Here is a 22,132-nt window from a genome sequence, read left to right on the forward strand (position 1 = left end):
AATTTAAGGAAACTTTCAGAAAAGTTTTAGTTTTGTTTGAGGAATCTTCTGTAAACTGTCTAGCTATATCATACGAAGGAGAGGAAAAAGGTATGAAATCAAAAAAATGGACCCTACTCGCAACGAGTTTAACGGCAATGGTGCTGATGGCAGCATGTTCCCAGTCAACAACTACATCTAATACCAAGGCAACGACAAATAATGCAACAACTTCAACAAAGATAAACCAAACTTCCTATTTTACAGAGAAGGACAATGATACTGCTTATGATGAAAGCACAGCTTCTAAGATTGAGCTATCTGGCTCATCTGCAAACGTCTCTGGAGATGGGGTGACAGTCTCTGAATCAACAGTGACCATCACAAAATCTGGAACCTATGTGATTTCAGGTCAGTCTGACGGAGTGCAGATCAAGGTCGAGGCAGATAAGTCGGCAGATGTTCACCTAGTCCTAAAAGGTGCGACTATGACCAATACCAATGCAGTAATTTCTGCGACATCAGCTGGCCATGTCTACCTGACTCTGGCAGAGGGAACCACCAATAGTCTTTCTGACTCAAGCTCGAACAGTGACGAAAAAGCCGACGCAGCTCTCTTTTCTAAGGCGGATTTAACCATCAACGGGAAAGGAACTCTTAATGTAGAAGGAAAGAAAAATAATGGTATTAAGGCCAACGACACCCTCCACATCACGGGTGGAACCTATAACATCACAGCAGTTGGCGATGCCTTTAATGTCAATGATGAACTCAACATCACTGGTACGACCATGACTATCGATGCCAAAGAAGATGGAGTCAAGGTGGACAATGATGAAGATACTTCAGTCGGAACCATGTACCTATCTAACAACAAGATTACCGTTACAGCAGGGGATGATGGCATCCACGCTTCTGGAGACCTCGTCATCGATAGTGGGACTTACACCGTCAAGAATTCGACAGAAGGACTTGAAGGGAAATCCATCACTATCAACGGAGGGGACATTAGCATCTATTCAACAGATGATGGAGTCAATGCAGCCAACAAAAATGCCCAACAAAGTGAAATCTTCTTCACCATGAATGGCGGGAACCTGACTGTAGAAGTTGGTCAAGGAGATACAGACCCAATCGACTCGAATGGGAATATCACTGTCACAGGCGGAACCATTAAAATGATTGGTCAAACAGGTTTTGACTTTGATGGAACAGCGACCTACACAGGTGGGGACATCTATCTCAACGGTGAAAAGCAAACGGAAATCGTCAACTCTATACCTGGAGGCGGTGGACCGGGTGGGGGACCTCAAGGCGGCGGTCCAGCCCCTGGCGGACAAGGATAAGCAAAATTCTCCTTTCTCGAGAGAGAAGGGAGATTTTTGTGTTGTTACTAGAGGAAATGTAAAGACAACTCCTTGACACTCCGTCAGTTTTTGATACAATAGTACAAAATTAGAGGAGGTGGGCGATGATTCAGAAGCATGCGATTCCCATTTTAGAGTTTGATGATAACCCCCAAGCGGTCCTTATGCCAACACATGAGGGATTAGACTTGAAGTTGCCAAAGAAGTGTATCTATGCATTTTTGGAGGAGGAGATTGACCACTATGCTCAGGAAGTAGGGGCGGACTGTGTTGGTGAGTTCGTTTCTGCCACCAAGACTTATCCAGTCTATGTCCTCAACTACAAGGGCGAGGAGATTTGTCTGGCTCAAGCGCCTGTTGGTTCTGCTCCAGCGGCCCAGTTTATGGATTGGTTGATTGGCTATGGTGTGGAGCAAATCATCTCCACTGGTACTTGTGGAGTCCTAGCTGATATAGAGGAAAATGCTTTTCTCGTCCCTGTTCGCGCTCTGCGAGATGAGGGAACCAGCTACCACTATGTAGCGCCTTCTCGTTATATGGAGATGCAGATTGAGGCTATCTCTGCCATTGAGCAAGTCTTGGAACAAAGAGGCATTCCTTACGAGGAGGTCATGACCTGGACGACAGATGGTTTTTATCGAGAGACGGCTGAAAAAGTTGCCTATCGCAAGGAAGAAGGCTGTGCAGTTGTGGAGATGGAGTGCTCGGCTCTTGCGGCAGTAGCCCAACTACGTGGGGTTGTCTGGGGGGAATTGCTCTTTACCGCAGATTCCTTAGCAGATTTAGAGAACTACGACAGTCGCGACTGGGGCTCAGAAGCTTTTGATAAGGCACTCGAACTCTGTCTTGCCATTGTGCACCACATGTGAGTGTTCTGACTGTTTTTATGGTAGAATGTAGTTATGTTATTCAAATCTTTTTTGGAAAAAATCAAGACGATACTGGGACGCTTGTCGCCAGCCCGTCGCATCTTTTTAAGTTTTGCCCTAGTGATCTTCTTAGGTTCGCTTCTTTTAAGTCTCCCCTTTGTGCAAGCAGCTACGTCACAAGCGACCTACTTTGACCATCTCTTTACGACCGTGTCCATGGTCTGTGTGACAGGGCTCTTTACCCAGCCGGTAGCCTCTACTTACAATATATGGGGCCAGTTGATCTGTATGCTCTTGATCCAGATTGGCGGTTTGGGGCTCATGACCTTTATCGGAATCTTTTATATCCAAGGCAAGCAAAAGCTCAGTCTTCGTGGTCGGGAGACCATTCAAGAAAGTTTCAGTTATGGAGAAACCCAGTCTCTAAAGGACTTCATCCGCTCGATCTTTCTGACGACTTTTTTGGTGGAAGGGATCGGTGCCTTTCTCCTGAGTTTCCGCTTCATTCCTGAATTTGGCTGGGGACGAGGGGTGTTAACCTCTATCTTTTTGGCTGTTTCAGCTTTCTGTAATGCTGGATTTGACAATTTTGGAAGTACGAGTTTGCTAGCCTTTCAAACGGATCCCTTGATCAATCTAGTCATTGCTGGTTTGATTATCACAGGTGGTCTAGGATTTATGGTCTGGTTTGATCTAGCAACCCAGTTTGGGAAAAAGAAAAAACGCCGCCTGCGTTTCCATACCAAGTTGGTTCTCTTTTTAACGGCGGGAATTCTGCTCTTTGGAACCGTATCGACTTTGTTCATTGAGTGGAACAATCCTGGAACGATTGGAAATCTCAGCGCTCCAGAGAAATTGCTGGTTAGCTTTTTCCAGACCGTCAGCATGAGAACGGCTGGCTTTGCTTCAATTGACTACACTCAGGCTCGACCAGTTACCTTACTGATCTACATCTTGCAGATGTTTCTGGGCGGGGCACCAGGAGGGACAGCAGGGGGGCTTAAGATTACGACCTTCTTTGTCTTGTTGGTCTTTGCTCGTAGCGAACTATTGGGCTTGCCTCATGCCAATGTTGCTCGGAGGACCATTGAACCCCGAACCGTGCAAAAATCTTTCAGTGTCTTTATTATCTTCTTGCTGACTTTCTTGCTGGGATTGATTCTATTAGGGGTAACCGCAGAAGGAAATCCGCGCTTTATCTACCTCATGTTTGAGACCATTTCAGCCCTTGCGACAGTTGGAGTGACGGCAAATTTAACACCGGAGCTAGGCAAGATAGCCCTCAGCATCGTTATGTTGTTGATGTTTATCGGCCGTATTGGTCCCTTGACACTACTGGTCAGTGTAGCGGAATACCAGCCAGACAAGAAAGATACGATTCACTATATGAAAGCAGATATCACCATTGGATAAGAAAGGAAGAACGATGTCAGATCGGACAATTGGAATTTTAGGCTTGGGAATTTTTGGGAGCAGTGTTTTGGAAGCTCTAGCCAAGCATGACATGAATATCATTGCTATTGATGACCACGAGGAACGCATTAATCAGTTTGAACCAGTGTTGGCGCGAGGGGTAGTTGGAGATATCACGGATGAAGAACTCCTTCTATCAGCGGGGATTGACACCTGTGATACCGTAGTTGTCGCAACGGGGGAAAATCTAGAGTCCAGTGTTCTCGCGGTTATGCACTGCAAGAGTCTAGGAGTACCGACAGTTATTGCCAAGGTCAAAAGCCATACAGCTAAAAAAGTTCTAGAAAAAATCGGTGCGGACGCAGTCATCTCACCAGAGTTTGAAATGGGGCGCTCATTAGCGCAGACAATCCTCTTTCATAACAGCGTGGATGTATTTCAGCTAGATAAGAATGTTTCGATTGTCGAGATGAAAATCCCCCAATCGTGGACGGATAAAAGCCTCAGTCAGTTAGATCTACGTGGGCGATACAATCTCAACGTACTTGGTTTTCGTGCCTACGAAAATGCTCCTCTGGATGTCCAATTCGGACCCAATGACCTCTTGCAGGCAGATGCCTACATCATGGCAGTCATTAATAACCAACATTTGGATACCCTAGCTGAACTGAGTGAGTAGGAGAGGAAGGGTACTCTCTTTCCCAAATAATTAACGAGTCAATATAAGTATTTTATAAGAGGGATTTAAGAAAAATTTTAACTTTTTCTTAATCCTTTTTAATTTTAGGAGATTATACTAGAGTCATCAAAAAAAGAAAGCTCTAAGGAGAATCCTATGAAATTCAATCCAAATCAGAGATATACTCGTTGGTCTATTCGCCGTCTCAGTGTCGGTGTTGCTTCAGTTGTTGTGGCCAGTGGCTTCTTTGTCCTAGTTGGTCAACCAAGTTCTGCGCGTGCTGATGTCGTCAATCCGACTCCTGCCCAAGTCGTGCCAGGCGCTGCTTCGGTGAGTGAAAAGAGCGACTTACCAGCAGAGGTTCTCAAAAAAGCAGTCGATGTAGCTCTTCCTTCAGAACAGTCTATTCCAACACCTAAAGCAAGTGTGGATACCACAAGCTCTTCAGAAAAAGCGGACGAAACTGCTAAAGAGCCAGTAGCAGCACCAAAAGAAGTGCAAGCACAATCTGACTCTAAGAAACAAACAGAAGATGCAGTTAAACCTGTGGAAAGTTCTGCATCTACAGTTGCTGGACAAGACCGTGAAGCAAGTGAAGCTCAGCCAGCAACCACCCCAGCTGAAGTGCAAAAAGGTGTGGCCGACAACACTAAAGATACAGTGGATGTTCCGGCATCTTACTTGGACAAAGCGAACTTCCCAGGCCCATTCACAGCCGGTGTCAACCAAGTCATTCCATACGAATTCTTCGCTGGTGACGGTATGTTGACTCGCCTTATCTTGAAGTCTTCAGACAAGGCCCCATGGTCAGACAATGGTTCAGCTAAAAATCCGGCCCTTCCACCAGTAGAAAACTTAGGTAAAGGTCTTTACTTCTATGAAGTAGACTTGGCAGGAACTCAAGGCAAATCAGATAAAGATCTTCTTGACCTCTTGAAACAAAATGGTACACAAAGTTATAAAGCCACTATCAAGGTATACGGTGCTAAAGATGGTAAGGCCGATTTAAGCAACCTCGTAGCGACTAAGGATTTGGATGTCAATTTGAATGGCTTAACTACTCCAGCTGAAGTGCAAAAGGGCGTAGCTGACAATACTAAAGACACGGTAGACGTTCCAGCTACTTACTTGGACAAGGCCAACTTCCCAGGCCCATTCACAGCCGGTGTTAACCAAGTCATTCCTTACGAATTCTTCGCCGGTGATGGTATGTTGACTCGCCTTATCTTGAAAGCCTCAGACAAGGCCCCATGGTCAGACAACGGCTCAGCCAAAAATCCCGCTCTCCCACCAGTAGAAAAATTGGGCAAAGGCCTCTACTTCTACGAAGTGGATTTGGCAGGTACCCAAGGTAAATCTGATAAAGAGCTTCTAGACCTCTTGAAACAAAACGGAACTCAAAGTTACAAGGCAACTATCAAAGTGTACGGTGCGAAGGACGGTAAGGCCGATTTGACTAATCTTGTAGCAACAAAAGATTTGGATGTCAATTTGAATGGCTTAACAACTCCAGCTGAAGTCCAAAAAGGTGTGGCTGACAACACTAAAGATACAGTAGACGTCCCAGCTACTTACTTGGATAAAGCTAATTTCCCAGGGCCATTTACAGCCGGTGTTAATCAAGTCATCCCATATGAATTTTTCGCAGGTGATGGTATGTTGACTCGCCTTATCTTGAAAGCATCCGACAAGGCCCCATGGTCAGACAACGGCTCAGCCAAAAATCCCGCTCTCCCACCAGTAGAAAAATTGGGCAAAGGCCTCTACTTCTACGAAGTAGACTTGGCCGGCACTCAAGGTAAGTCAGATAAAGAGCTTCTAGACTTGTTAAAACAAAATGGCACACAAAGCTATAAAGCTACCATCAAAGTGTACGGCGCAAAAGATGGCAAGGCCGATTTGACTAACCTCGTAGCGACAAAAGATTTGGATGTTAATTTGAATGGCTTAACTACCCCAGCTGAAGTTCAAAAAGGTGTGGCAGACAATACTAAAGACACAGTAGATGTCCCAGCTACTTACTTGGATAAAGCGAATTTCCCAGGCCCATTCACAGCCGGTGTCAACCAAGTCATTCCATACGAATTCTTCGCTGGTGACGGTATGTTGACTCGCCTTATCTTGAAAGCTTCAGACAAGGCTCCATGGTCAGACAATGGTTCAGCTAAAAATCCAGCTCTTCCACCAGTAGAAAAATTGGGCAAAGGTCTTTACTTCTATGAAGTAGATTTGGCTGGTACCCAAGGCAAATCTGACAAAGAGCTTCTAGACCTCTTGAAACAAAACGGAACTCAAAGTTATAAAGCTACTATTAAAGTGTACGGTGCCAAAGATGGAAAGGCTGATTTGACTAATCTTGTAGCGACTAAGGATTTGGATGTCAACTTGAACGGCTTGACTACTCCAGCTGAAGTGCAAAAAGGTGTGGCCGACAACACTAAAGATACAGTGGATGTTCCGGCATCTTACTTGGACAAAGCTAACTTCCCTGGTCCATTCACAGCCGGTGTCAACCAAGTCATTCCATACGAATTCTTCGCTGGTGACGGTATGTTGACTCGCCTTATTTTGAAAGCATCCGACAAGGCTCCATGGTCAGATAACGGCTCAGCTAAAAATCCTGCTCTTCCACCAGTAGAAAAATTGGGCAAAGGTCTCTACTTCTATGAAGTGGACTTGGCCGGCACCCAAGGTAAATCTGATAAAGAGCTTCTAGACCTCTTGAAACAAAACGGCACTCAAAGTTACAAGGCAACTATCAAGGTTTATGGTGCGAAGGACGGCAAGGCCGATTTGAGCAACCTCGTAGCGACTAAAGATTTGGATGTCAACTTGAATGGCTTAACTACCCCAGCTGAAGTCCAAAAAGGCGTAGCCGACAACACCAAAGACACAGTAGATGTTCCAGCCACTTACCTAGACAAAGCTAATTTCCCTGGACCGTTCACAGCCGGCGTCAACCAAGTTATTCCATACGAATTCTTTGCTGGTGACGGTATGTTGACTCGCCTTATCTTGAAAGCATCAGACAAGGCTCCATGGTCAGACAATGGTTCAGCTAAAAATCCTGCTCTCCCACCAGTAGAAAAATTGGGCAAAGGCCTCTACTTCTACGAAGTGGACTTGGCAGGTACCCAAGGTAAATCAGATAAAGAGCTTCTAGACCTCTTGAAACAAAACGGCACTCAAAGCTATAAAGCCACTATCAAGGTATACGGTGCTAAAGATGGCAAGGCAGACTTGAGCAACCTTGTAGCGACTAAAGAATTGACAGTGAACTTGAATGGGTATAAGTCCCTCAATGAGATGAAATCTCAAATGCCAGCTGCTAGCCAAGATAAGATGATGCCTAACAAAGAGCAGGACAAAACCATGAATGCTAGCCAGCCTATGCTAACCTCAAGCAAAATGTCTGATGAAGGCAAGATGGCGTCTGCTAACAAGGTGTCAAGTCCAATGATGGCTGATCACATGAAAGACCAAAAAGACATGCTTCCATATACTGGTGAAGCCCAAACATCAATGGCTACTCTTGGATTCTTTGGATTAGCCTTGGCCGGCCTGTTAGGTGGACTCGGTTTGAAAGCTAAAAAAGAAGAAAATGACTAGTCTAGCTACAGACTTTCTATCTAGGATATGAAAAATCTAGATATCGTTTAGAATGTTCGTAAAGAGATTAAAATAGTGTTATACTATTGTGGTATAGCACTGTTTTTTTCAAAGGAGAGACAGATGGGAAAGACAATTTTACTCGTTGACGACGAGGTAGAAATCACAGATATTCATCAACGTTATCTGGTTCAGGCAGGATATCAGGTTTTGGTGGCCCATGATGGAGTAGAGGCCTTAGAAATCTTCAAGCGAAAACCAATTGATTTGATTATTACAGATATCATGATGCCTCGGATGGATGGTTATGATTTGATTAGTGAGGTTCAGTATCAATCTCCAGATCAGCCTTTTCTCTTTATCACGGCTAAGACCAGTGAGCAGGACAAGATTTACGGCTTAAGCCTGGGGGCAGATGACTTTATCGCCAAGCCCTTTAGCCCTCGTGAGCTGGTTTTGCGTGTCCACAATATCTTGCGTCGCCTTCATCGTGGAGGTGAGACAGAAGTCGTCAGTCTCGGGGATTTACGGATGAATCACGGTAGCCATGAGGTCCAAGTCGGAGATGTGGCGCTTGATTTGACCGTCAAATCCTTCGAACTTCTATGGCTTTTAGCGAGCAATCCAGAGCGGGTTTTTTCTAAGACAGACCTCTATGAAAAAGTCTGGCAAGAAGACTATGTGGATGACACCAATACCTTGAATGTTCATATTCATGCTCTTCGACAGGAGTTGGCTAAATATGCCAGCGCAGAAACGCCTGCTATAAAAACTGTCTGGGGTTTGGGCTACAAAATTGAGAAAGCACGAGGTAGTCAATGAAATTAAAAAGTTATATTTTAGTAGGGTATATCATTTCAACACTCCTAACGATTATCGTGGTTTTTTGGGCTGTTCAAAAAATGCTGATTGAGAAAAGCGAGATTTACTTTCTGCTTGGAATGACCATCGTTGCCAGCCTTGTCGGTGCTGGGATTAGTCTCTTTCTCCTATCGCCGGTCTTTACTTCATTGGGCAAACTCAAGGAACATGCCAAGCGGGTAGCGGACAAGGATTTTCCTTCAAATCTGGAGGTTCAAGGTCCTGTAGAATTTCAACAATTAGGCCAAGCTTTCAATGAAATGTCCCATGATTTGCAGGCCACCTTTGATTCCTTGGAAGAAAGCGAACGAGAAAAGGGCTTGATGATTGCTCAACTTTCGCATGATATCAAGACTCCCATCACTTCGATCCAAGCGACGGTAGAAGGGATTTTGGATGGGGTTATCAAGGAAGGAGAACAGGACCATTATCTAGCAACCATTGGGCGTCAGACGGAAAGACTCAATAAACTGGTTGAGGAGTTGAATTTTTTGACTCTAAACACAGCTAGAAATCAGGTGGAAACGACCAGCAAAGACAGTATTTTTCTGGACCAGCTCTTGATTGAGTGCATGAGTGAATTTCAGTTCTTGATTGAGCAGGAGGAGCGAGATGTCCATTTGCAGGTAATTCCAGAGTCTGCCCGGATTGAGGGAGATTATGCCAAACTTTCTCGTATCTTGGTGAATCTGGTCAATAATGCTTTTAAATACTCAGCTCCAGGAACCAAGCTGGAAGTGGTAGCTAAGCTGGAAAATAACCAGCTTTCAATCAGTGTGACTGATGAGGGACAGGGGATTGCCCCAGAGGATTTGGAGAATATTTTCAAACGCCTTTATCGTGTAGAAACTTCGCGTAACATGAAAACAGGTGGTCATGGTCTTGGTCTTGCGATTGCGCGTGAATTGGCCCATCAATTGGGTGGGGAAATCATAGTCAGCAGCCAGTACGGCCTAGGAAGCACCTTTACCCTCCTTCTCAATCTCTCTGGCAGTGAAAATAAAGCTTAAAACCTCTTTACAAATCTAGCTATTCATGGTAGAATGGATTTTGTGCGAAATATCAGCAGGAAAGCATGAAGCTCGTCAACAGGTGTCTTATGATAAGTAACCTTGGCTGTTTAGGCGAAGGGCATCTGCACGAATCAGGGCTTTCTAAGTGACTATTTCCACCGAAATATTATTTATATCAGGAGGACATACACATGTCACGTTATACAGGACCATCTTGGAAACAAGCTCGTCGCCTTGGCCTTTCACTTACAGGTACAGGTAAAGAATTGGCACGTCGTAACTACGTACCAGGACAACACGGACCAAACAACCGTTCTAAATTGTCAGAATACGGTTTGCAATTGGCTGAAAAACAAAAACTTCGTTTCACTTACGGTGTAGGTGAAAAACAATTCCGTAACTTGTTCGTACAAGCTACAAAAATCAAAGGCGGAATCCTAGGTTTCAACTTCATGCTTCTTTTGGAACGTCGTTTGGATAACGTTGTTTACCGTCTTGGTCTTGCGACTACTCGTCGTCAAGCTCGTCAATTCGTAAACCACGGTCACATCCTTGTTGACGGAAAACGCGTTGATATCCCATCATACCGCGTAACTCCAGGTCAAGTGATCTCAGTTCGTGAAAAATCATTGAAAGTTCCAGCTATCCTTGAAGCAGTAGAAGCTACTCTTGGACGTCCAGCATTCGTATCATTCGACGCTGAAAAATTGGAAGGTTCATTGACTCGCTTGCCAGAACGCGACGAAATCAACCCAGAAATCAATGAAGCACTTGTCGTTGAATTCTACAACAAAATGCTTTAATTTTAAGATATATCTTACAGAAAGCCTGCAACAGTGGGCTTTTTGCTTTGTCTTAAAACATTGATTTCTGGGTTTGTCATCATTTTTGTCATCACTTATAACGAACTCACAGCTTTCTCATAAAATGAGACGGCTGTTTTTGCTTTTTCTTTGGAGAGATGACTGTAAGTGTCCATAGTCATAGCTAGTGTAGAATGACCTAGACGGTGTTGTAATTCTTTATATGGTATTCCAGAGTTTAGCAAAAGACTAGCGTGTGTGTGTCTAAAACCGTGGAATCCAATATTAGGTACACCAGCATGTTTGAAACGTGTGTTTAAACGAGTTGATAGTGTTTTATTGTTTGGGTATTGAGGAAATAAGAGAAGTTTAAAAGTCTATCATTTTAAATTTGATGCTTACAAAATGATAAGCAGATAAGCAAAGCAATAACTTGCCTTAGTTGCTCGTAGAATGACAAGGAGATAGGAGAGATAAAACTCTTCTTAATTGCTTATTTAGTGGTATGAGAGTAGTCTTGAAGTAAGAGTGAACCAAGAGAAAATAAAAAAGCACTTAGAATAATCTAAGCGCTCAAGAGTAGTGGACGGTGTGCCTGTCCCGTCATCTCATACTATGAAGTTGCGTAGCGACACTATCATTTCTACCTCACTTCTCTTTAAACTAATTATACTATAAGGAATACCAGCGTGACCACTAACCAAGTAGAAAAGAAACTAAAAAGCATTAAAAATTTTGATAAAGCAATTCAGAGACTAGACTTAGACTTGAAGATAAGTGATTGTATGATGTAGGACGTGAGATATTCGCAAGACGATTTATAGATAGATTAAAGCTATTTCAGTTATATGAGGTACTGGTCAATTTTATCAGTAATTTCAACTTTCTTGATTTCATCTTCAAAGAGTTTAATCCATCTGGTTCCAGAATTAACGGATAATCCATCAAGTTCTTCATCATAGACATCTTTGTCTTCGTAAAGAGCTACGCCTTCAAATATTTGGCCATCAATATCGGTGATTCTGACAACCTTGTTATTAAATTCTATAAGTTCCAACAGTCTCTCCTTTAATGCTACTATAGTCTGTTATATTATTGGAATTCCTTTAACATAAGCTTCTTTGGCTTCTGCAAGTGTCATTTCATTAGGACCACCATCTATATTAGTTTCTCCTGTATTTTGCCACTGACAAACGTCACAGATATCATACACTGCTGTAACAGTACCACATACTGGACAATGGACATATTCGCTGCCGTTAATGATGATTAAATTCTTTTTTCCAGTCTTATTCATTTAAGGTTACTCCCAACACTATACAAATATATTAGCTATTTCTATACACTTACTTTTTCAATATCATTGATTGTAATTGTAATGCTATCCCAGTCTTTCGGGGAATCTCCTATGTCAGCAATAAAAGTATCTTCACTTAACTTTTCGACAATTGTCGCCGTTTGACCGTTTTTTAACAACACTGTATCAAATTCTCGAATTTTTACGATTTTTCTCCTTGCGTAAGCTTCTTTGGCTTCGGCGAGAGTGATCTTATTCGGGCCACCGTCTATATTTATAATACCTGTATTTTGCCAACGACAGACGTCACAGATATCATAGTCCATAACTTCAGTTCCGCAAACAGGGCAATTTAACCATAAATATCCATCAATTACCCAAGTCTTTTTTGATCTATCCATATAAATCCCTCCTCCATAAACTCGCCAAACCAGTCTTTTTGGTGAACCGTGAGTATCAACCCGCCTTTCCATCATTATACTGCAAACCGAGGGGGATTACTAATAATTTAGTGTGTTTTCTAGATGTGGTATGATAGTATTATTAGGTAATAAAAAAAGGACGTTTGACCGTGCTAGTTTCTTGCCTGCTGAACTCAAGCACAGCCTGCGGCTAGCTTCCTAGTTTGCATTTTGATTTTCATTGAGTATAAGAAATCAAATCATGAAAATTAAAGAGACAGTAAAGGATACTTACCATTTTCTAAAAAGCTATTGTAATGGTATCTTGTGGATTGAATATTAGGATAGGAAAGTTTATAATGAAGTTAAAGTAAAGGAGGTTTCGTTCTAGATATGATGATACCACCAAGCAAAGAGCTGTTGATTTTTTATAATCAAATTCATGAGTGGGTTGACCAAGTTTATCCAGACCAAGATAAACCTACTGTATCATTTAAGAAAGACACTCCACAATCTATTTTAGATTTATTTGATAGTATTAAATCTAAAATAGGTTTTGATTACCAAGAACATAAGTATTAAAATAATAATTATGGATAAGTTAAACACGAAAAATAAGATAATTGATGTTTATAAAATAGCGCATCGTCTTGTTTCTATTACTGTTGAGAATCCTGATTTTTCAAATTTGAAAATCAATCATTTTGTGAGAATTGGAGAAAAAGAGTATAGGGTGCATAGTGTCCCTATGATTCATTCAATTCCATTTAGTTTAGATACTTTTACAATTGACTACACAGAGGACGACTTGATGAATAAAGTGGCGGTATTTACGCATAGGGAAGTATTTAAAGATGATTAAAATTTCAATCAGTTTGTTGCTAGATGCGATTGAAGATAACATCAACGACGAAGAACTTCAATCTATCGATTTCGAGAGTCATATTAGAAAAATTACAAAAGAATTCCAGGGAGAAAATGGTGAATTATTAGTAAAAGAAGAAGCGTTTGAAACACTCCCTTTGGACAGAGATAAAAAGGATAAAATCATTGAGCAAATAAAACAGAATAGTCAAAATGTTTTCGAAGACGATTTCGATACCTTGTTGCAATTATATTTTTGAGAGTCAAGAATAATTCCAGTGCCTTATTTTACACTAAATAGAAAATGATAAAGATTGATAAACAAATTATTACGATGTACAAAATAGAAGATGGAACCTCTAAGAGGCAGTATTCTATTGTGAGTGGAGGTTGTAAAGGTATTGCAACTATCGATAAAACTACTTTGGAATATAGCTATGTTGGAGATGATCTAGGACAATTCGCTTCGTTTGTAAAAGATACTTTAAGTAAAAGTATTAAGTTAGGAAAAGAATTGCCAGATAAGTTTTTGTATGGCTTTGGATAAGTTGTGGAATATCTTATATAGGAGAATCAAGATATATTATGGCGATATTTGATGATTTACGAGTATTGTATGACAATGTTTGGGACGCTTCTTTTGATTATAAGGGTCAAGTATGTGGTATTTTTCCTAATTCTGTTTATGACATTGTAGTCGTACTTGGAGATAATGAATATAAAGTGGTATCTTTTGATGAGTTAATTTCTTTACAGATAAACGGGAAAACTTTGCTGGAAATCATGAGTGAGGTTGAAGTGCAATATGGTTGAAGGACACTAGAGAAAAAGATAGACAATAAATTCAGATGCACAGATTGAAAATTGAGAAAAAAGTGCTATAATGAAGATATGAAGGATAGAGGTTGAGAATCTGTCACCAACGCGCCACTTATAAGTGGGTCGAGAAATGCAGGAGCCCCGACAGTCCTGCCTATCCTTGCAAGTCAATCAGCCCTTAGCTATGAATCTAGGGGCTTTTTTCTTTGTCTTAAAACGTTGATTTCTGGGTTTGCTTAGAGATTTGCTAGTAAGATTATTTGCGTATCTAAGTCTATCTATTCCAATAATTAAGTGATGTTGATGATATAATGTTTTGGCCCCCTCACTTTAAGGAAGGGAGGTGTTATGTATGCTAGAGTTACTTTCCCTTTTTCTAGCTCCGTTACTTGTTAACGTACTATCTGAGCTTTTCAAGCTATGGATAAAGAGACGTAGCAAGTAGCATTTAACCCTTTTAGAGGGTAGCAAAAAACCCCTATCGGTGGCACGGTGGGGCTTTTTAGTTATATATGCTAGAAGCATTATTTTCCCTTTATGCTTTCATTCTAACACAACTCCCCCGATATTTCAAGCTTTTGTTTTTTATACGCGATATTGATGATATAAATCTGCTATGATATAATGTTTGAGCCCCCTCAATTTAATGAAGGGAGGTGTTGCCGATGTTAGAAATTATCATCACAATTTTTCTAGCACCCTTAGTAGTCAATATTTTGACAACCTTGTTTGAGAAATGGCTTAACTCACGCAAGAAATAACCTTTAAGGGGCAATAAGCCAAAAAAACCTCAACGCTGGAACGTTGGGGCTTTTTGTTGCCTTGTTAGACAATTATCATCACTATAGTCCAATTCTAACACAACCCCTCCGATATTTCAAGCTTTTGTTTTGATATTAATCAGAGTGTGTTTGTGGTTTGAGTCCATTACATTGAAATTAGCACACGCGCTACCAAGCTCCATTCTACATCAAAGAAATCAATTCTTTTCTAGGGAATTTCCGCCCTCATTTTTGTCTTTTGTGCTAAAATAGACTTATAAATTGAAAATAAGGAATGTTTATGAAATTGGGTAATGGTTTTTGGAAAGGTTGTCTCTATTTTTGGGGCTTCTTGTTCTTACTGGGCCTTTTGGTTCAATATGCTCTTCCACTTGCGGCTTGTGTCCTGCTAGGATATGGTGGTTATCGTCTCTATAAACGTTGGCGCTATCCTCTTTTGCAGGATCGTTCGCTCGATGATCGAATTGAGCTTTTAAAAGCCAGGATTCGCCAGGCTGATAAAGATATTCAGCAATTAGAGGGAACTTTAGTAGAAAAAGGCTCAGATTCCTATAAGAGTTTGGCTAATCAAGTCTTGATCGAACTGCGGGAAATTCATCAGGAGGCGGATCGTCTCAAGTCCTATATCGATGCTGATATCTACAACCGTATTGACAAAAAGGTTCGTACAGTGAGGGCAACTATCGATGTTCAGCTAGAACGTTTGGATAGGGAAAGTCAGGTAGATCTTGAGAATGCGGAGCCAGAGGAATTAGCTCCAGAATTGTCCCAGACATTAGCCAATATTGCCATTGATCATCAGGCCATTTTAGACAAGATTGCTACCTCTGCTGAGGGTGATAAGGAAGAATTGACGGCCATTCATAGTTTGAAGATGGAGAAATTCCAAACGATTTTAGAAGGCTATTTAAAGATTAAGGCCAATCCGAAGAACTATAATCGGGCAGAAGAACGCTTAGAGCAAGCTAAAGCAGCTATCGAACAATTTGACCTTGAGCTGGACCAAGTTCTGAGAGAACTCAATGAAACAGATATGCGTGATTTTGATATCAGTTTGCGTATCCTAGAAAAAGATCGTAAAGAATAGGTTAGAAACAAAGGAGTAACCATGACAGAATTTAATTTTGATATTGACCAGATTGCCAATAATACGGTAGCTAAGGTGGATAAAACAACCCAAATCATCGAGACAAATACTGGCTCAGACAAGACCTTGACCTTCTTAGAAAAGTTGAGTCCTGAGCAGCAAGAAGGAATCAAGGCGCACGTGCCCCAGTTAGTAGACCAATTTGTCACCAATCAAAATGCTCTTTTGGATTTTGGACAATCTGCTGTAGAAGGCGTAAACAATACGGTCAATCGTATCTTGTCAGAACAAAAGAAATTGCAGATTCCCCAAGTGGATGATCTTCTCAAGAATACCAACCGTGAGTTGCAAGGCTTTGTAGTCAAATACAAGAACGCTGAAATTGCTGAGTTAGAAGAAAAGCCAAACTTTTTGCAACGCTTGTTTAACAAGAGCAAGAATACGCTACAAGAATTTTACTTTGACTCAAAAACAGTGGAGCAAAAGCTCGATGGTATGGCTGCCGCAGTGGTCAAGCAAGAAGATGTGCTAGCTCGAAATATCGTCTCTGCTGAGATGTTGATTGAGGACAATACCAAATCCATTGAAAATCTGGTGGGAGTGATTTCCTTTATCGAAGCCAGCCAGACAGAAGCTGGCAAACGCGCTGCCGAACTGAAAGCTCAAGCTGACCAACTCGATACAAGTTCGGTAGAATACCAAACCAAGTCACAAGAATTGGCCCGCATGGCTGAAGTGGTCAATACCCTCGAACAACAGCACACCGAGTATGTCAGCCGTCTCTATGTGGCCTGGGCAACAACACCTCAGATGCGCAATCTGGTGAAGGTGTCATCTGATATGCGCCAAAAATTGGGCATGCTTCGTCGCAATACGATTCCAACAATGAAGCTTTCCATTGCTCAACTTGGTATTTTGCAACAATCCATGAAATCAGGTGTCGTGGCAGATGCCATTGTCAATGCCAATAATGCTGCACTTCAGATGCTAGCTGAAACCAGTAAGGAAGTGATTCCGCAAATGGAACGAATTGCTCAAAGCCCGACAGTCGCTGTCGAATCGGTTACCAAACTGGCTGAAAGTCTGGTCGCTCAAAACCAAGGTATCGTCGCAGCAATTGAATTGGGACGCCAGAAACGTGCCCAACTAGAAACAACCATCGTCAAGTCCGCAGAAATGATCAACGATTCTGTCAAGCTACGCGATGAGAAAATCGTCCAAGCCCTTCTAGATCAAGGCAAGGCCGCCCAGAAAGAAGTACAAGAATAACACACAAGTCCCCTGCAAGCATAGTTTGCAGGGGATTTTGCTTGTTTTATACTCAATGAAAATCAAAGAGAAAACTAGGAAGCTAGCCGCAGGCTGTACTTGAGTACGGTAAGGCGACGCTGACGTGGTTTGAATTTGATTTTCGAAGAGTATTAGTAGAAGTTTGAAGGTCAGGGAATTCTTGCTAGTTTTAGAGAGAATACCCTAGAAAACCTTTTCACTACTAGTCTTTTATGATACAATGGAAGGAAGTAAAGGCGCTGTTTTTTCGATGTCGCAACGCCTTGGATGAATGAAAAGGAAGAGTCCCTATGGTTAAGCAAACAAGTCCCATGCAGAGAGCTGCATTCGAGTCCTCGTACCCAGTTTCCAAACCTGCCAATTTCCTTGGTAGGCTTTTTGCGTTGTAGAAATGGGGTATGAACATGGCTTACACCTTATCAAAAGAATTAGAACAAGAGCTCATCGTTTCAGCACCTGAGTTACAGCCTAGTTATGCTGCCATCGTAGAATACCTAGAAGCTATCAACCAGAAAGAAGCATCTGGAAGCAATTCTCAGGAACTCCAGAACCAGCTTACTATTCAGCTGAGACGTTTAGAAGATTTGGTGCAGGGCTATATCCAAATAAAGAAGAACCCACATCACTACCTAGATGCAGATAAAGACCTGACGGCAGCCTATCAAGCCATAAAAGGGACGGAGCAAGATCTTCTCAAAAAATTGCAACATCTCAATCAAGCAGCCTTGCAGGATTTTCATATCAGCCAGAGACTCTCTCCCAAAGATGAGACTGCTATCCCTGTAGCAGGTAAAGCCAAAACCAAACAGGAATTGGCTATCGAGCGGGATTTAATTAACCAGCTGACAAAGGGAGAAAGTCAATGGGTGTATCGGCCTGAGTTAAACACAGAAGATCTCCTATGGGGAAACTTTTTTGCCAAGCTGGAAGCCAATAATGTCCGCATTTTGCAAGACCATCCCCTTACAAATTCAGAGAAAAATCAAATCAAAAACCAGCTCAATTTCGTCAACTTTTATGAAGCAGCCAAGTGGATAGCAGGGGAAAACGGTATTGCCAAGGTGCAGGTTCAACGTGAAGATGCCAGTCTAGGCACCATTCGCTTGGAAGTCTTGTGGAGAAACAATGTCGCTGGTGGCAAATCCAGCTATGAGGTTGTCAACCAAGTCATCACAGGCGGAGAAGGGATTCGCCAGCGCCGTGGGGATGTGACTTTGCTGATCAATGGTCTACCCATGATTCAAATTGAACTAAAAAGCCGTTCTCATCCTTATATGGATGCCTTCCGTCAGATTAAGAAATACGACCAAGAAGGACAGTTCAGAGGCATTTTTTCAAGTCTTCAGATGTTTGTCGTCTCTAATGTCACAGACACTCGCTACATCGCAGCTGCCAAAGCCAACAAGCTAAATGAACGCTTCTTGACCAAGTGGGTGGATAGTGAAAATAGACCTCAACCTCAACTATTTGACTTTGCTGAGTCTGTCTTGTCCATACCGAGAGCCCACGAGATGGTCATGCAGTATTCTGTCATCGATGACGACAAGAAGGCCTTGATTTTATTGCGTCCCTATCAGGTTCATGCCATTGAAGCCATCCGTGAAGCCAGTCGCAAGCGCCAATCAGGCTATATTTGGCATACGACTGGTTCAGGAAAAACCCTGACCTCCTATAAGGTTTCGCGCAATCTGCTCCAGATACCATCCATTGAGAAGACAATCTTTGTGATTGATAGGACAGACCTCGACCAGCAGACGACCAGTTCTTTTCAGTCTTACGCAGAGAACGATATGATCGATATCGACGAGACCGATGACACACAGGAATTGGTTAAAAATCTGGCTTCTGATGACCGCCGTGTCGTTGTGACGACCATCCAGAAAATCAATGCCATGATTCGTCAGTTTGATGAAGGCCGTCACCAAAAGGTCTACAATCGTATCAAACAACTCAAACTAGCCTTTGTCGTTGATGAATGCCATCGCGCAGTGACTCCTGAACGCCAGCGCCACCTAGAGCATTTCTTTACAAATTCTCTCTGGTATGGGTTTACAGGAACTCCTATCTTTACGGAAAATAAACGTGAACAAAAAGGAGACCTTGCTCAAACGACCGAAGAGCAGTACGGTGATTGCCTCCACCAATATACCGTCAAAGAAGCCATCCATGACAAGGCGGTTCTTGGTTTTAATGTGGAGTATCAGACAACCATGCCTGGTTGGGCAGAAGATGAGATTGACGAGGAGCGTTATGATGACGAAGGCCACATGCTTGCCGTTTTAGATGCTATTCTCAATCGCTCAAGACGCAAACTCGGTTTCCAAAATGGGGTAGGAAAAACCTATGAAGCCATTTTGACCGTTAAAAGCATTGCCCGTGCACAGGCCTATTATAACCTGATTAAGCAAGTCAAAAATGGCGAGAAGTCTCTAAGCATCTCGGAAAATGTTAAAAAGGTCTTGCCAGACTTTCCTAAGGTTGCCATTACCTATTCTGTGACAGAAAATGAAGCAGACTCCTATATCAACCAAGCCTACATGGAGGAGAGTTTAGAAGACTACAATGCTATGTTTGGCACCCACTTTAGCCTAGCAACCATTGCTTCCTACAATAGTGACCTCAACGACCGCTTGGCTCGTAAGAAAGAACGCTTTGCCTTCCGTGAAGAACAATTGGACCTGGTTATCGTGGTGGACCGCTTGTTGACGGGCTTTGATGCCCCTTGCCTATCGACCCTGTTCATGGATCGTCAGCCAATGAAACCCCAGCATATCATTCAGTCCTTTTCACGAACCAATCGCCTTTTTGATGAAGGCAAGAAATTCGGCCAAATCGTCACCTTCCAAACGCCTGACCGCTTTAAAGAAAAGGTGGATGAAGCTCTGAGCCTCTACTCAAATGGGGGTGAAACTAGTGTCTTAGCCCCAGAATGGCAGGAGGAGAAGGCCAAGTTCCTGGAAAAGGTTCATCAACTACTGGCTATCGCTCCAAGTCCAGAGCAGGTGCCTGATTTGGATACAGCGACAGATGCAGAATTAAAACGCTTTGCCAAGGCCTTTCAAGAATTTGACAAGCTCCTATCCTCTATACAAGTCTATTCGGACTATGATGAGAAAGTCATCCTCAGAGAGATTGGCCTCAGCCTAGAAGACATTGAGAACTTTGCCGGCCAATATCAAAATGTCATCGAAGAGCTCCGCAGACGCAGAAAAGAAGACCAAGAAGATGAAGGTGTCCTACTGGATATCGAGTATGAGCTCGAATCCATCCGCACCGATGAGATAAACTATCACTATATCCTCTCTCTCATCCAAGCGTTGATTGAAAATCGGGAAAACCTTATCGGTAAAAAGGAAAAGAGTCTGGTAGATAACTATATCGAAGATTTGAACAAATCCAATCCCAAGTTATCCAGCCTCATCTCCAAACTCTGGCAGAATGTCCAATCAGATGCCAAGAGCTATCAGGGACAGTCTATCATCCATAAGTTGGAAGAGATGATTGAGCTAACAACCCAGAAAAAGATTCGTGAAACGGCAGATTATTGGCAGATAGGGGAGGATGAGCTCCAGTTCGTAGTGGACAACTATCGCATTGGACGAGACAAGCAAAATGGTGAAAAAGCCATCACCGAGTCTCAAGACTATCTGGCTTATAAGGAAGCCCACGGAGACAAGGCACTACCAAAACTCAAATACAAAAAAGCCCTCAAAGAGGACTATATGCGCATGATTTCAGAGGATATCTTACCCTTAAGGGGGAGATAAAATACCGATTTGATTTTTCTTATTTGCTAGATGTTTAACGTTATCTTGTCAAATCATACTTTCTATTGTTTCAAAATAGGCAAAATTGAAGAATAGACATCAAAAAAGAAAATCTAAAGTGTAGAAATAAGAAAATGGAGTAATAGAAAGAAGAAACATTATGGAAAAATTATTTATTATTGGAAATGGGTTTGATATAGCGCATGATTTAAAGACGGATTATCTATATTTCAAGAAGTTCGTTTATCAGCAAGCCTATGGAAAAGATGAACTGTTAGAGTCGTTGCAAAGTGAAAATGCCATTAAATTATATCTAAATAGAATTGATGAAGAAATATTGCTAGAAGAAATAGACGATTATAGTATTCCTGAAATGCAAAGGGGACCAGAAGGGGAAAAACTATATCCAGATGATGTAGATTTGTATAAGTTATTGTATCTGCTAATGGGTCAAATTACGGAAACTGAGAAATTTTGGTCTGATTTTGAAGCGAAATTAGCAGATTTTAATAAAGTGTCTATTGCTACTATGGATTTTCTGGATATTGATGACGAATTGAATGGTTCTTTGATGGCTAATAATGCAAATGAGATAGGAGAAATTCTAGCTGAATATATAGATTATTCTTTAAATAAATTATTTAAATTGTGGATAGAAGAAACATATTCTGATTGGAAGGATAGAATTCTGACTAAAGGCGAAGAATCGTACTCTAAATTGTTAAATGATAGCGTTTTGAAAAATTCTGATGCATTATTTATCAACTTCAATTATACAAAAACGTTAGAAGATTTATATAGAATTCCTGAAAAGCAAGTTTTTCATTTACATGGAGTTATTGATGGGGGAAAATTTATTTTTGGACATGGTTTTGATGATGAATTAAGTGATTTCAATCCTCTAGATGTAGGAGCATATCTTGAAGAAGTTGTTGAAAAGTTAAAGAAACCAGTTGACAATGTATTGTCTAATTACAATGAACTTTTTGAAAGGTTATCTTCTGTCAAAGAAATTTATTTCATCGGTTTTGGAATTCGTTCAGAACAAAGATGGGTAGACAGTCCATATTTAAAAACAATATTTAAGGAGGCTCCGAATGCAGATATTTTACTTGATAGTTATTACCGATTTGGAAATATAGTACAAATAAAAAGAACTCTGAAAAAATTAGGTGCAGATAAAGCATATAAACTAAGATTGATAGATACAAGGGACAATCAATTGTTATAAG

At 41.7% G+C, this 22,132-nt stretch carries 19 protein-coding genes and 2 pseudogenes; 17 read left to right on the plus strand and 4 right to left on the minus strand.

All coding sequences use genetic code 11. The features are described from left to right. The first annotated feature begins 92 nt into the window (after positions 1–92). The 8 genes from M594_RS00380 (at position 93) to rpsD (ending at position 10,593) form a co-directional block, all read left to right on the plus strand. Positions 93–1,325, plus strand: a complete 1,233-nt coding sequence (locus M594_RS00380; protein ID WP_173875671.1) for a carbohydrate-binding domain-containing protein — start codon at positions 93–95, stop codon at positions 1,323–1,325. Between the two features lie 125 nt (positions 1,326–1,450). Then, positions 1,451–2,215 carry a nucleoside phosphorylase gene (locus M594_RS00385; RefSeq protein ID WP_173875672.1) on the plus strand — a complete coding sequence of 255 codons (765 nt, stop codon included), beginning with the start codon at positions 1,451–1,453 and terminating at the stop codon, positions 2,213–2,215. 33 nt (positions 2,216–2,248) lie between these two features. Further along, positions 2,249–3,628, plus strand: a complete 1,380-nt coding sequence (locus M594_RS00390) for a TrkH family potassium uptake protein (protein WP_173875673.1) — start codon at positions 2,249–2,251, stop codon at positions 3,626–3,628. A gap of 13 nt (positions 3,629–3,641) precedes the next feature. After that, entirely contained in the window at positions 3,642–4,307 is a 666-nt protein-coding gene (locus M594_RS00395) for a potassium channel family protein (RefSeq protein ID WP_217423021.1), read from the plus strand. 156 nt (positions 4,308–4,463) lie between these two features. Beyond that, complete coding sequence (locus M594_RS00400; protein ID WP_173875675.1) at positions 4,464–7,916, plus strand: SSURE domain-containing protein; 3,453 nt, start codon at positions 4,464–4,466, stop codon at positions 7,914–7,916. A gap of 123 nt (positions 7,917–8,039) precedes the next feature. Then, positions 8,040–8,738: a response regulator transcription factor gene (locus tag M594_RS00405; RefSeq protein WP_173875676.1), complete on the plus strand. Its 699-nt coding sequence runs from the start codon at positions 8,040–8,042 to the stop codon at positions 8,736–8,738. Next, complete coding sequence (locus M594_RS00410) at positions 8,735–9,787, plus strand: HAMP domain-containing sensor histidine kinase (protein WP_173875677.1); 1,053 nt, start codon at positions 8,735–8,737, stop codon at positions 9,785–9,787. Before M594_RS00405 ends, M594_RS00410 begins: the two co-directional genes overlap by 4 nt. 194 nt (positions 9,788–9,981) lie before the next feature. Further along, entirely contained in the window at positions 9,982–10,593 is a 612-nt protein-coding gene (rpsD, locus tag M594_RS00415; protein WP_000092756.1) for a 30S ribosomal protein S4, read from the plus strand. A 95-nt stretch (positions 10,594–10,688) separates the two neighbouring features. Here rpsD and M594_RS00420 read toward each other — a convergent pair. The 4 genes and pseudogenes from M594_RS00420 to M594_RS10065 all read right to left on the minus strand — a co-directional run. Beyond that, positions 10,689–10,946, minus strand: a pseudogene (locus M594_RS00420) (tyrosine-type recombinase/integrase); the annotation flags it as partial. A 491-nt stretch (positions 10,947–11,437) separates the two neighbouring features. Further along, positions 11,438–11,650 (minus strand): hypothetical protein, encoded by a 213-nt coding sequence (locus M594_RS00425; RefSeq protein ID WP_049544542.1) that lies wholly within the window; start codon positions 11,648–11,650, stop codon positions 11,438–11,440. A gap of 30 nt (positions 11,651–11,680) precedes the next feature. Next, positions 11,681–11,890 carry a CPCC family cysteine-rich protein gene (locus M594_RS00430; protein ID WP_049544541.1) on the minus strand — a complete coding sequence of 70 codons (210 nt, stop codon included), beginning with the start codon at positions 11,888–11,890 and terminating at the stop codon, positions 11,681–11,683. 215 nt (positions 11,891–12,105) lie between these two features. Beyond that, positions 12,106–12,291, minus strand: a pseudogene (locus M594_RS10065) (CPCC family cysteine-rich protein); the annotation flags it as partial. Between the two features lie 393 nt (positions 12,292–12,684). Here M594_RS10065 and M594_RS00440 point away from each other — a divergent pair. The 9 genes from M594_RS00440 (at position 12,685) to M594_RS00480 (ending at position 22,131) form a co-directional block, all read left to right on the plus strand. Next, on the plus strand, positions 12,685–12,873 hold the full coding sequence (locus M594_RS00440) for a hypothetical protein (RefSeq protein WP_080710438.1): 189 nt from the start codon (positions 12,685–12,687) through the stop codon (positions 12,871–12,873). 10 nt (positions 12,874–12,883) lie between these two features. Next, complete coding sequence (locus M594_RS00445) at positions 12,884–13,153, plus strand: hypothetical protein (protein WP_173875679.1); 270 nt, start codon at positions 12,884–12,886, stop codon at positions 13,151–13,153. Beyond that, complete coding sequence (locus M594_RS00450; protein WP_173875680.1) at positions 13,146–13,415, plus strand: hypothetical protein; 270 nt, start codon at positions 13,146–13,148, stop codon at positions 13,413–13,415. Before M594_RS00445 ends, M594_RS00450 begins: the two co-directional genes overlap by 8 nt. Positions 13,416–13,459: 44 nt before the next feature. Further along, on the plus strand, positions 13,460–13,702 hold the full coding sequence (locus tag M594_RS00455; protein ID WP_173875623.1) for a hypothetical protein: 243 nt from the start codon (positions 13,460–13,462) through the stop codon (positions 13,700–13,702). 38 nt (positions 13,703–13,740) lie between these two features. Next, positions 13,741–13,968, plus strand: a complete 228-nt coding sequence (locus M594_RS00460) for a 16S rRNA processing protein RimM (protein ID WP_173875681.1) — start codon at positions 13,741–13,743, stop codon at positions 13,966–13,968. Between the two features lie 1,068 nt (positions 13,969–15,036). Then, on the plus strand, positions 15,037–15,843 hold the full coding sequence (locus tag M594_RS00465) for a hypothetical protein (RefSeq protein WP_173875682.1): 807 nt from the start codon (positions 15,037–15,039) through the stop codon (positions 15,841–15,843). A gap of 21 nt (positions 15,844–15,864) precedes the next feature. Further along, positions 15,865–17,112 carry a toxic anion resistance protein gene (locus M594_RS00470; protein ID WP_125443474.1) on the plus strand — a complete coding sequence of 416 codons (1,248 nt, stop codon included), beginning with the start codon at positions 15,865–15,867 and terminating at the stop codon, positions 17,110–17,112. A gap of 419 nt (positions 17,113–17,531) precedes the next feature. Next, positions 17,532–20,900: a type I restriction endonuclease subunit R gene (locus tag M594_RS00475; protein ID WP_254597157.1), complete on the plus strand. Its 3,369-nt coding sequence runs from the start codon at positions 17,532–17,534 to the stop codon at positions 20,898–20,900. A 160-nt stretch (positions 20,901–21,060) separates the two neighbouring features. Then, positions 21,061–22,131, plus strand: coding sequence for an AbiH family protein (locus M594_RS00480; RefSeq protein WP_173875683.1), 1,071 nt, complete (start codon positions 21,061–21,063; stop codon positions 22,129–22,131). Position 22,132 lies beyond the last annotated feature (1 nt).

Origin of the sequence: Streptococcus mitis (genome assembly GCF_013305725.1) — a bacterium.
In the GTDB taxonomy this organism is placed as follows: domain Bacteria; phylum Bacillota; class Bacilli; order Lactobacillales; family Streptococcaceae; genus Streptococcus; species Streptococcus mitis_BO.

Excerpts from the sequence above, each read along its gene's own strand:
- M594_RS00380 (WP_173875671.1), top strand. The coding sequence starts at position 93 with ATGAAATCAAAAAAATGGACCCTACTCGCAACGAGTTTAACGGCAATG.
- M594_RS00395 (WP_217423021.1), top strand. The coding sequence starts at position 3,642 with ATGTCAGATCGGACAATTGGAATTTTAGGCTTGGGAATTTTTGGGAGC.
- M594_RS00385 (WP_173875672.1), top strand. The coding sequence starts at position 1,451 with ATGATTCAGAAGCATGCGATTCCCATTTTAGAGTTTGATGATAACCCC.
- M594_RS00445 (WP_173875679.1), top strand. The coding sequence starts at position 12,884 with ATGGATAAGTTAAACACGAAAAATAAGATAATTGATGTTTATAAAATA.
- M594_RS00450 (WP_173875680.1), top strand. The coding sequence starts at position 13,146 with ATGATTAAAATTTCAATCAGTTTGTTGCTAGATGCGATTGAAGATAAC.
- M594_RS00400 (WP_173875675.1), top strand. The coding sequence starts at position 4,464 with ATGAAATTCAATCCAAATCAGAGATATACTCGTTGGTCTATTCGCCGT.
- M594_RS00405 (WP_173875676.1), top strand. The coding sequence starts at position 8,040 with ATGGGAAAGACAATTTTACTCGTTGACGACGAGGTAGAAATCACAGAT.
- M594_RS00465 (WP_173875682.1), top strand. The coding sequence starts at position 15,037 with ATGAAATTGGGTAATGGTTTTTGGAAAGGTTGTCTCTATTTTTGGGGC.
- M594_RS00460 (WP_173875681.1), top strand. The coding sequence starts at position 13,741 with ATGGCGATATTTGATGATTTACGAGTATTGTATGACAATGTTTGGGAC.
- M594_RS00410 (WP_173875677.1), top strand. The coding sequence starts at position 8,735 with ATGAAATTAAAAAGTTATATTTTAGTAGGGTATATCATTTCAACACTC.
- M594_RS00430 (WP_049544541.1), bottom strand. The coding sequence starts at position 11,890 with ATGAATAAGACTGGAAAAAAGAATTTAATCATCATTAACGGCAGCGAA.
- M594_RS00475 (WP_254597157.1), top strand. The coding sequence starts at position 17,532 with ATGAACATGGCTTACACCTTATCAAAAGAATTAGAACAAGAGCTCATC.
- M594_RS00455 (WP_173875623.1), top strand. The coding sequence starts at position 13,460 with ATGATAAAGATTGATAAACAAATTATTACGATGTACAAAATAGAAGAT.
- M594_RS00440 (WP_080710438.1), top strand. The coding sequence starts at position 12,685 with ATGATGATACCACCAAGCAAAGAGCTGTTGATTTTTTATAATCAAATT.
- rpsD (WP_000092756.1), top strand. The coding sequence starts at position 9,982 with ATGTCACGTTATACAGGACCATCTTGGAAACAAGCTCGTCGCCTTGGC.
- M594_RS00470 (WP_125443474.1), top strand. The coding sequence starts at position 15,865 with ATGACAGAATTTAATTTTGATATTGACCAGATTGCCAATAATACGGTA.
- M594_RS00480 (WP_173875683.1), top strand. The coding sequence starts at position 21,061 with ATGGAAAAATTATTTATTATTGGAAATGGGTTTGATATAGCGCATGAT.
- M594_RS00390 (WP_173875673.1), top strand. The coding sequence starts at position 2,249 with ATGTTATTCAAATCTTTTTTGGAAAAAATCAAGACGATACTGGGACGC.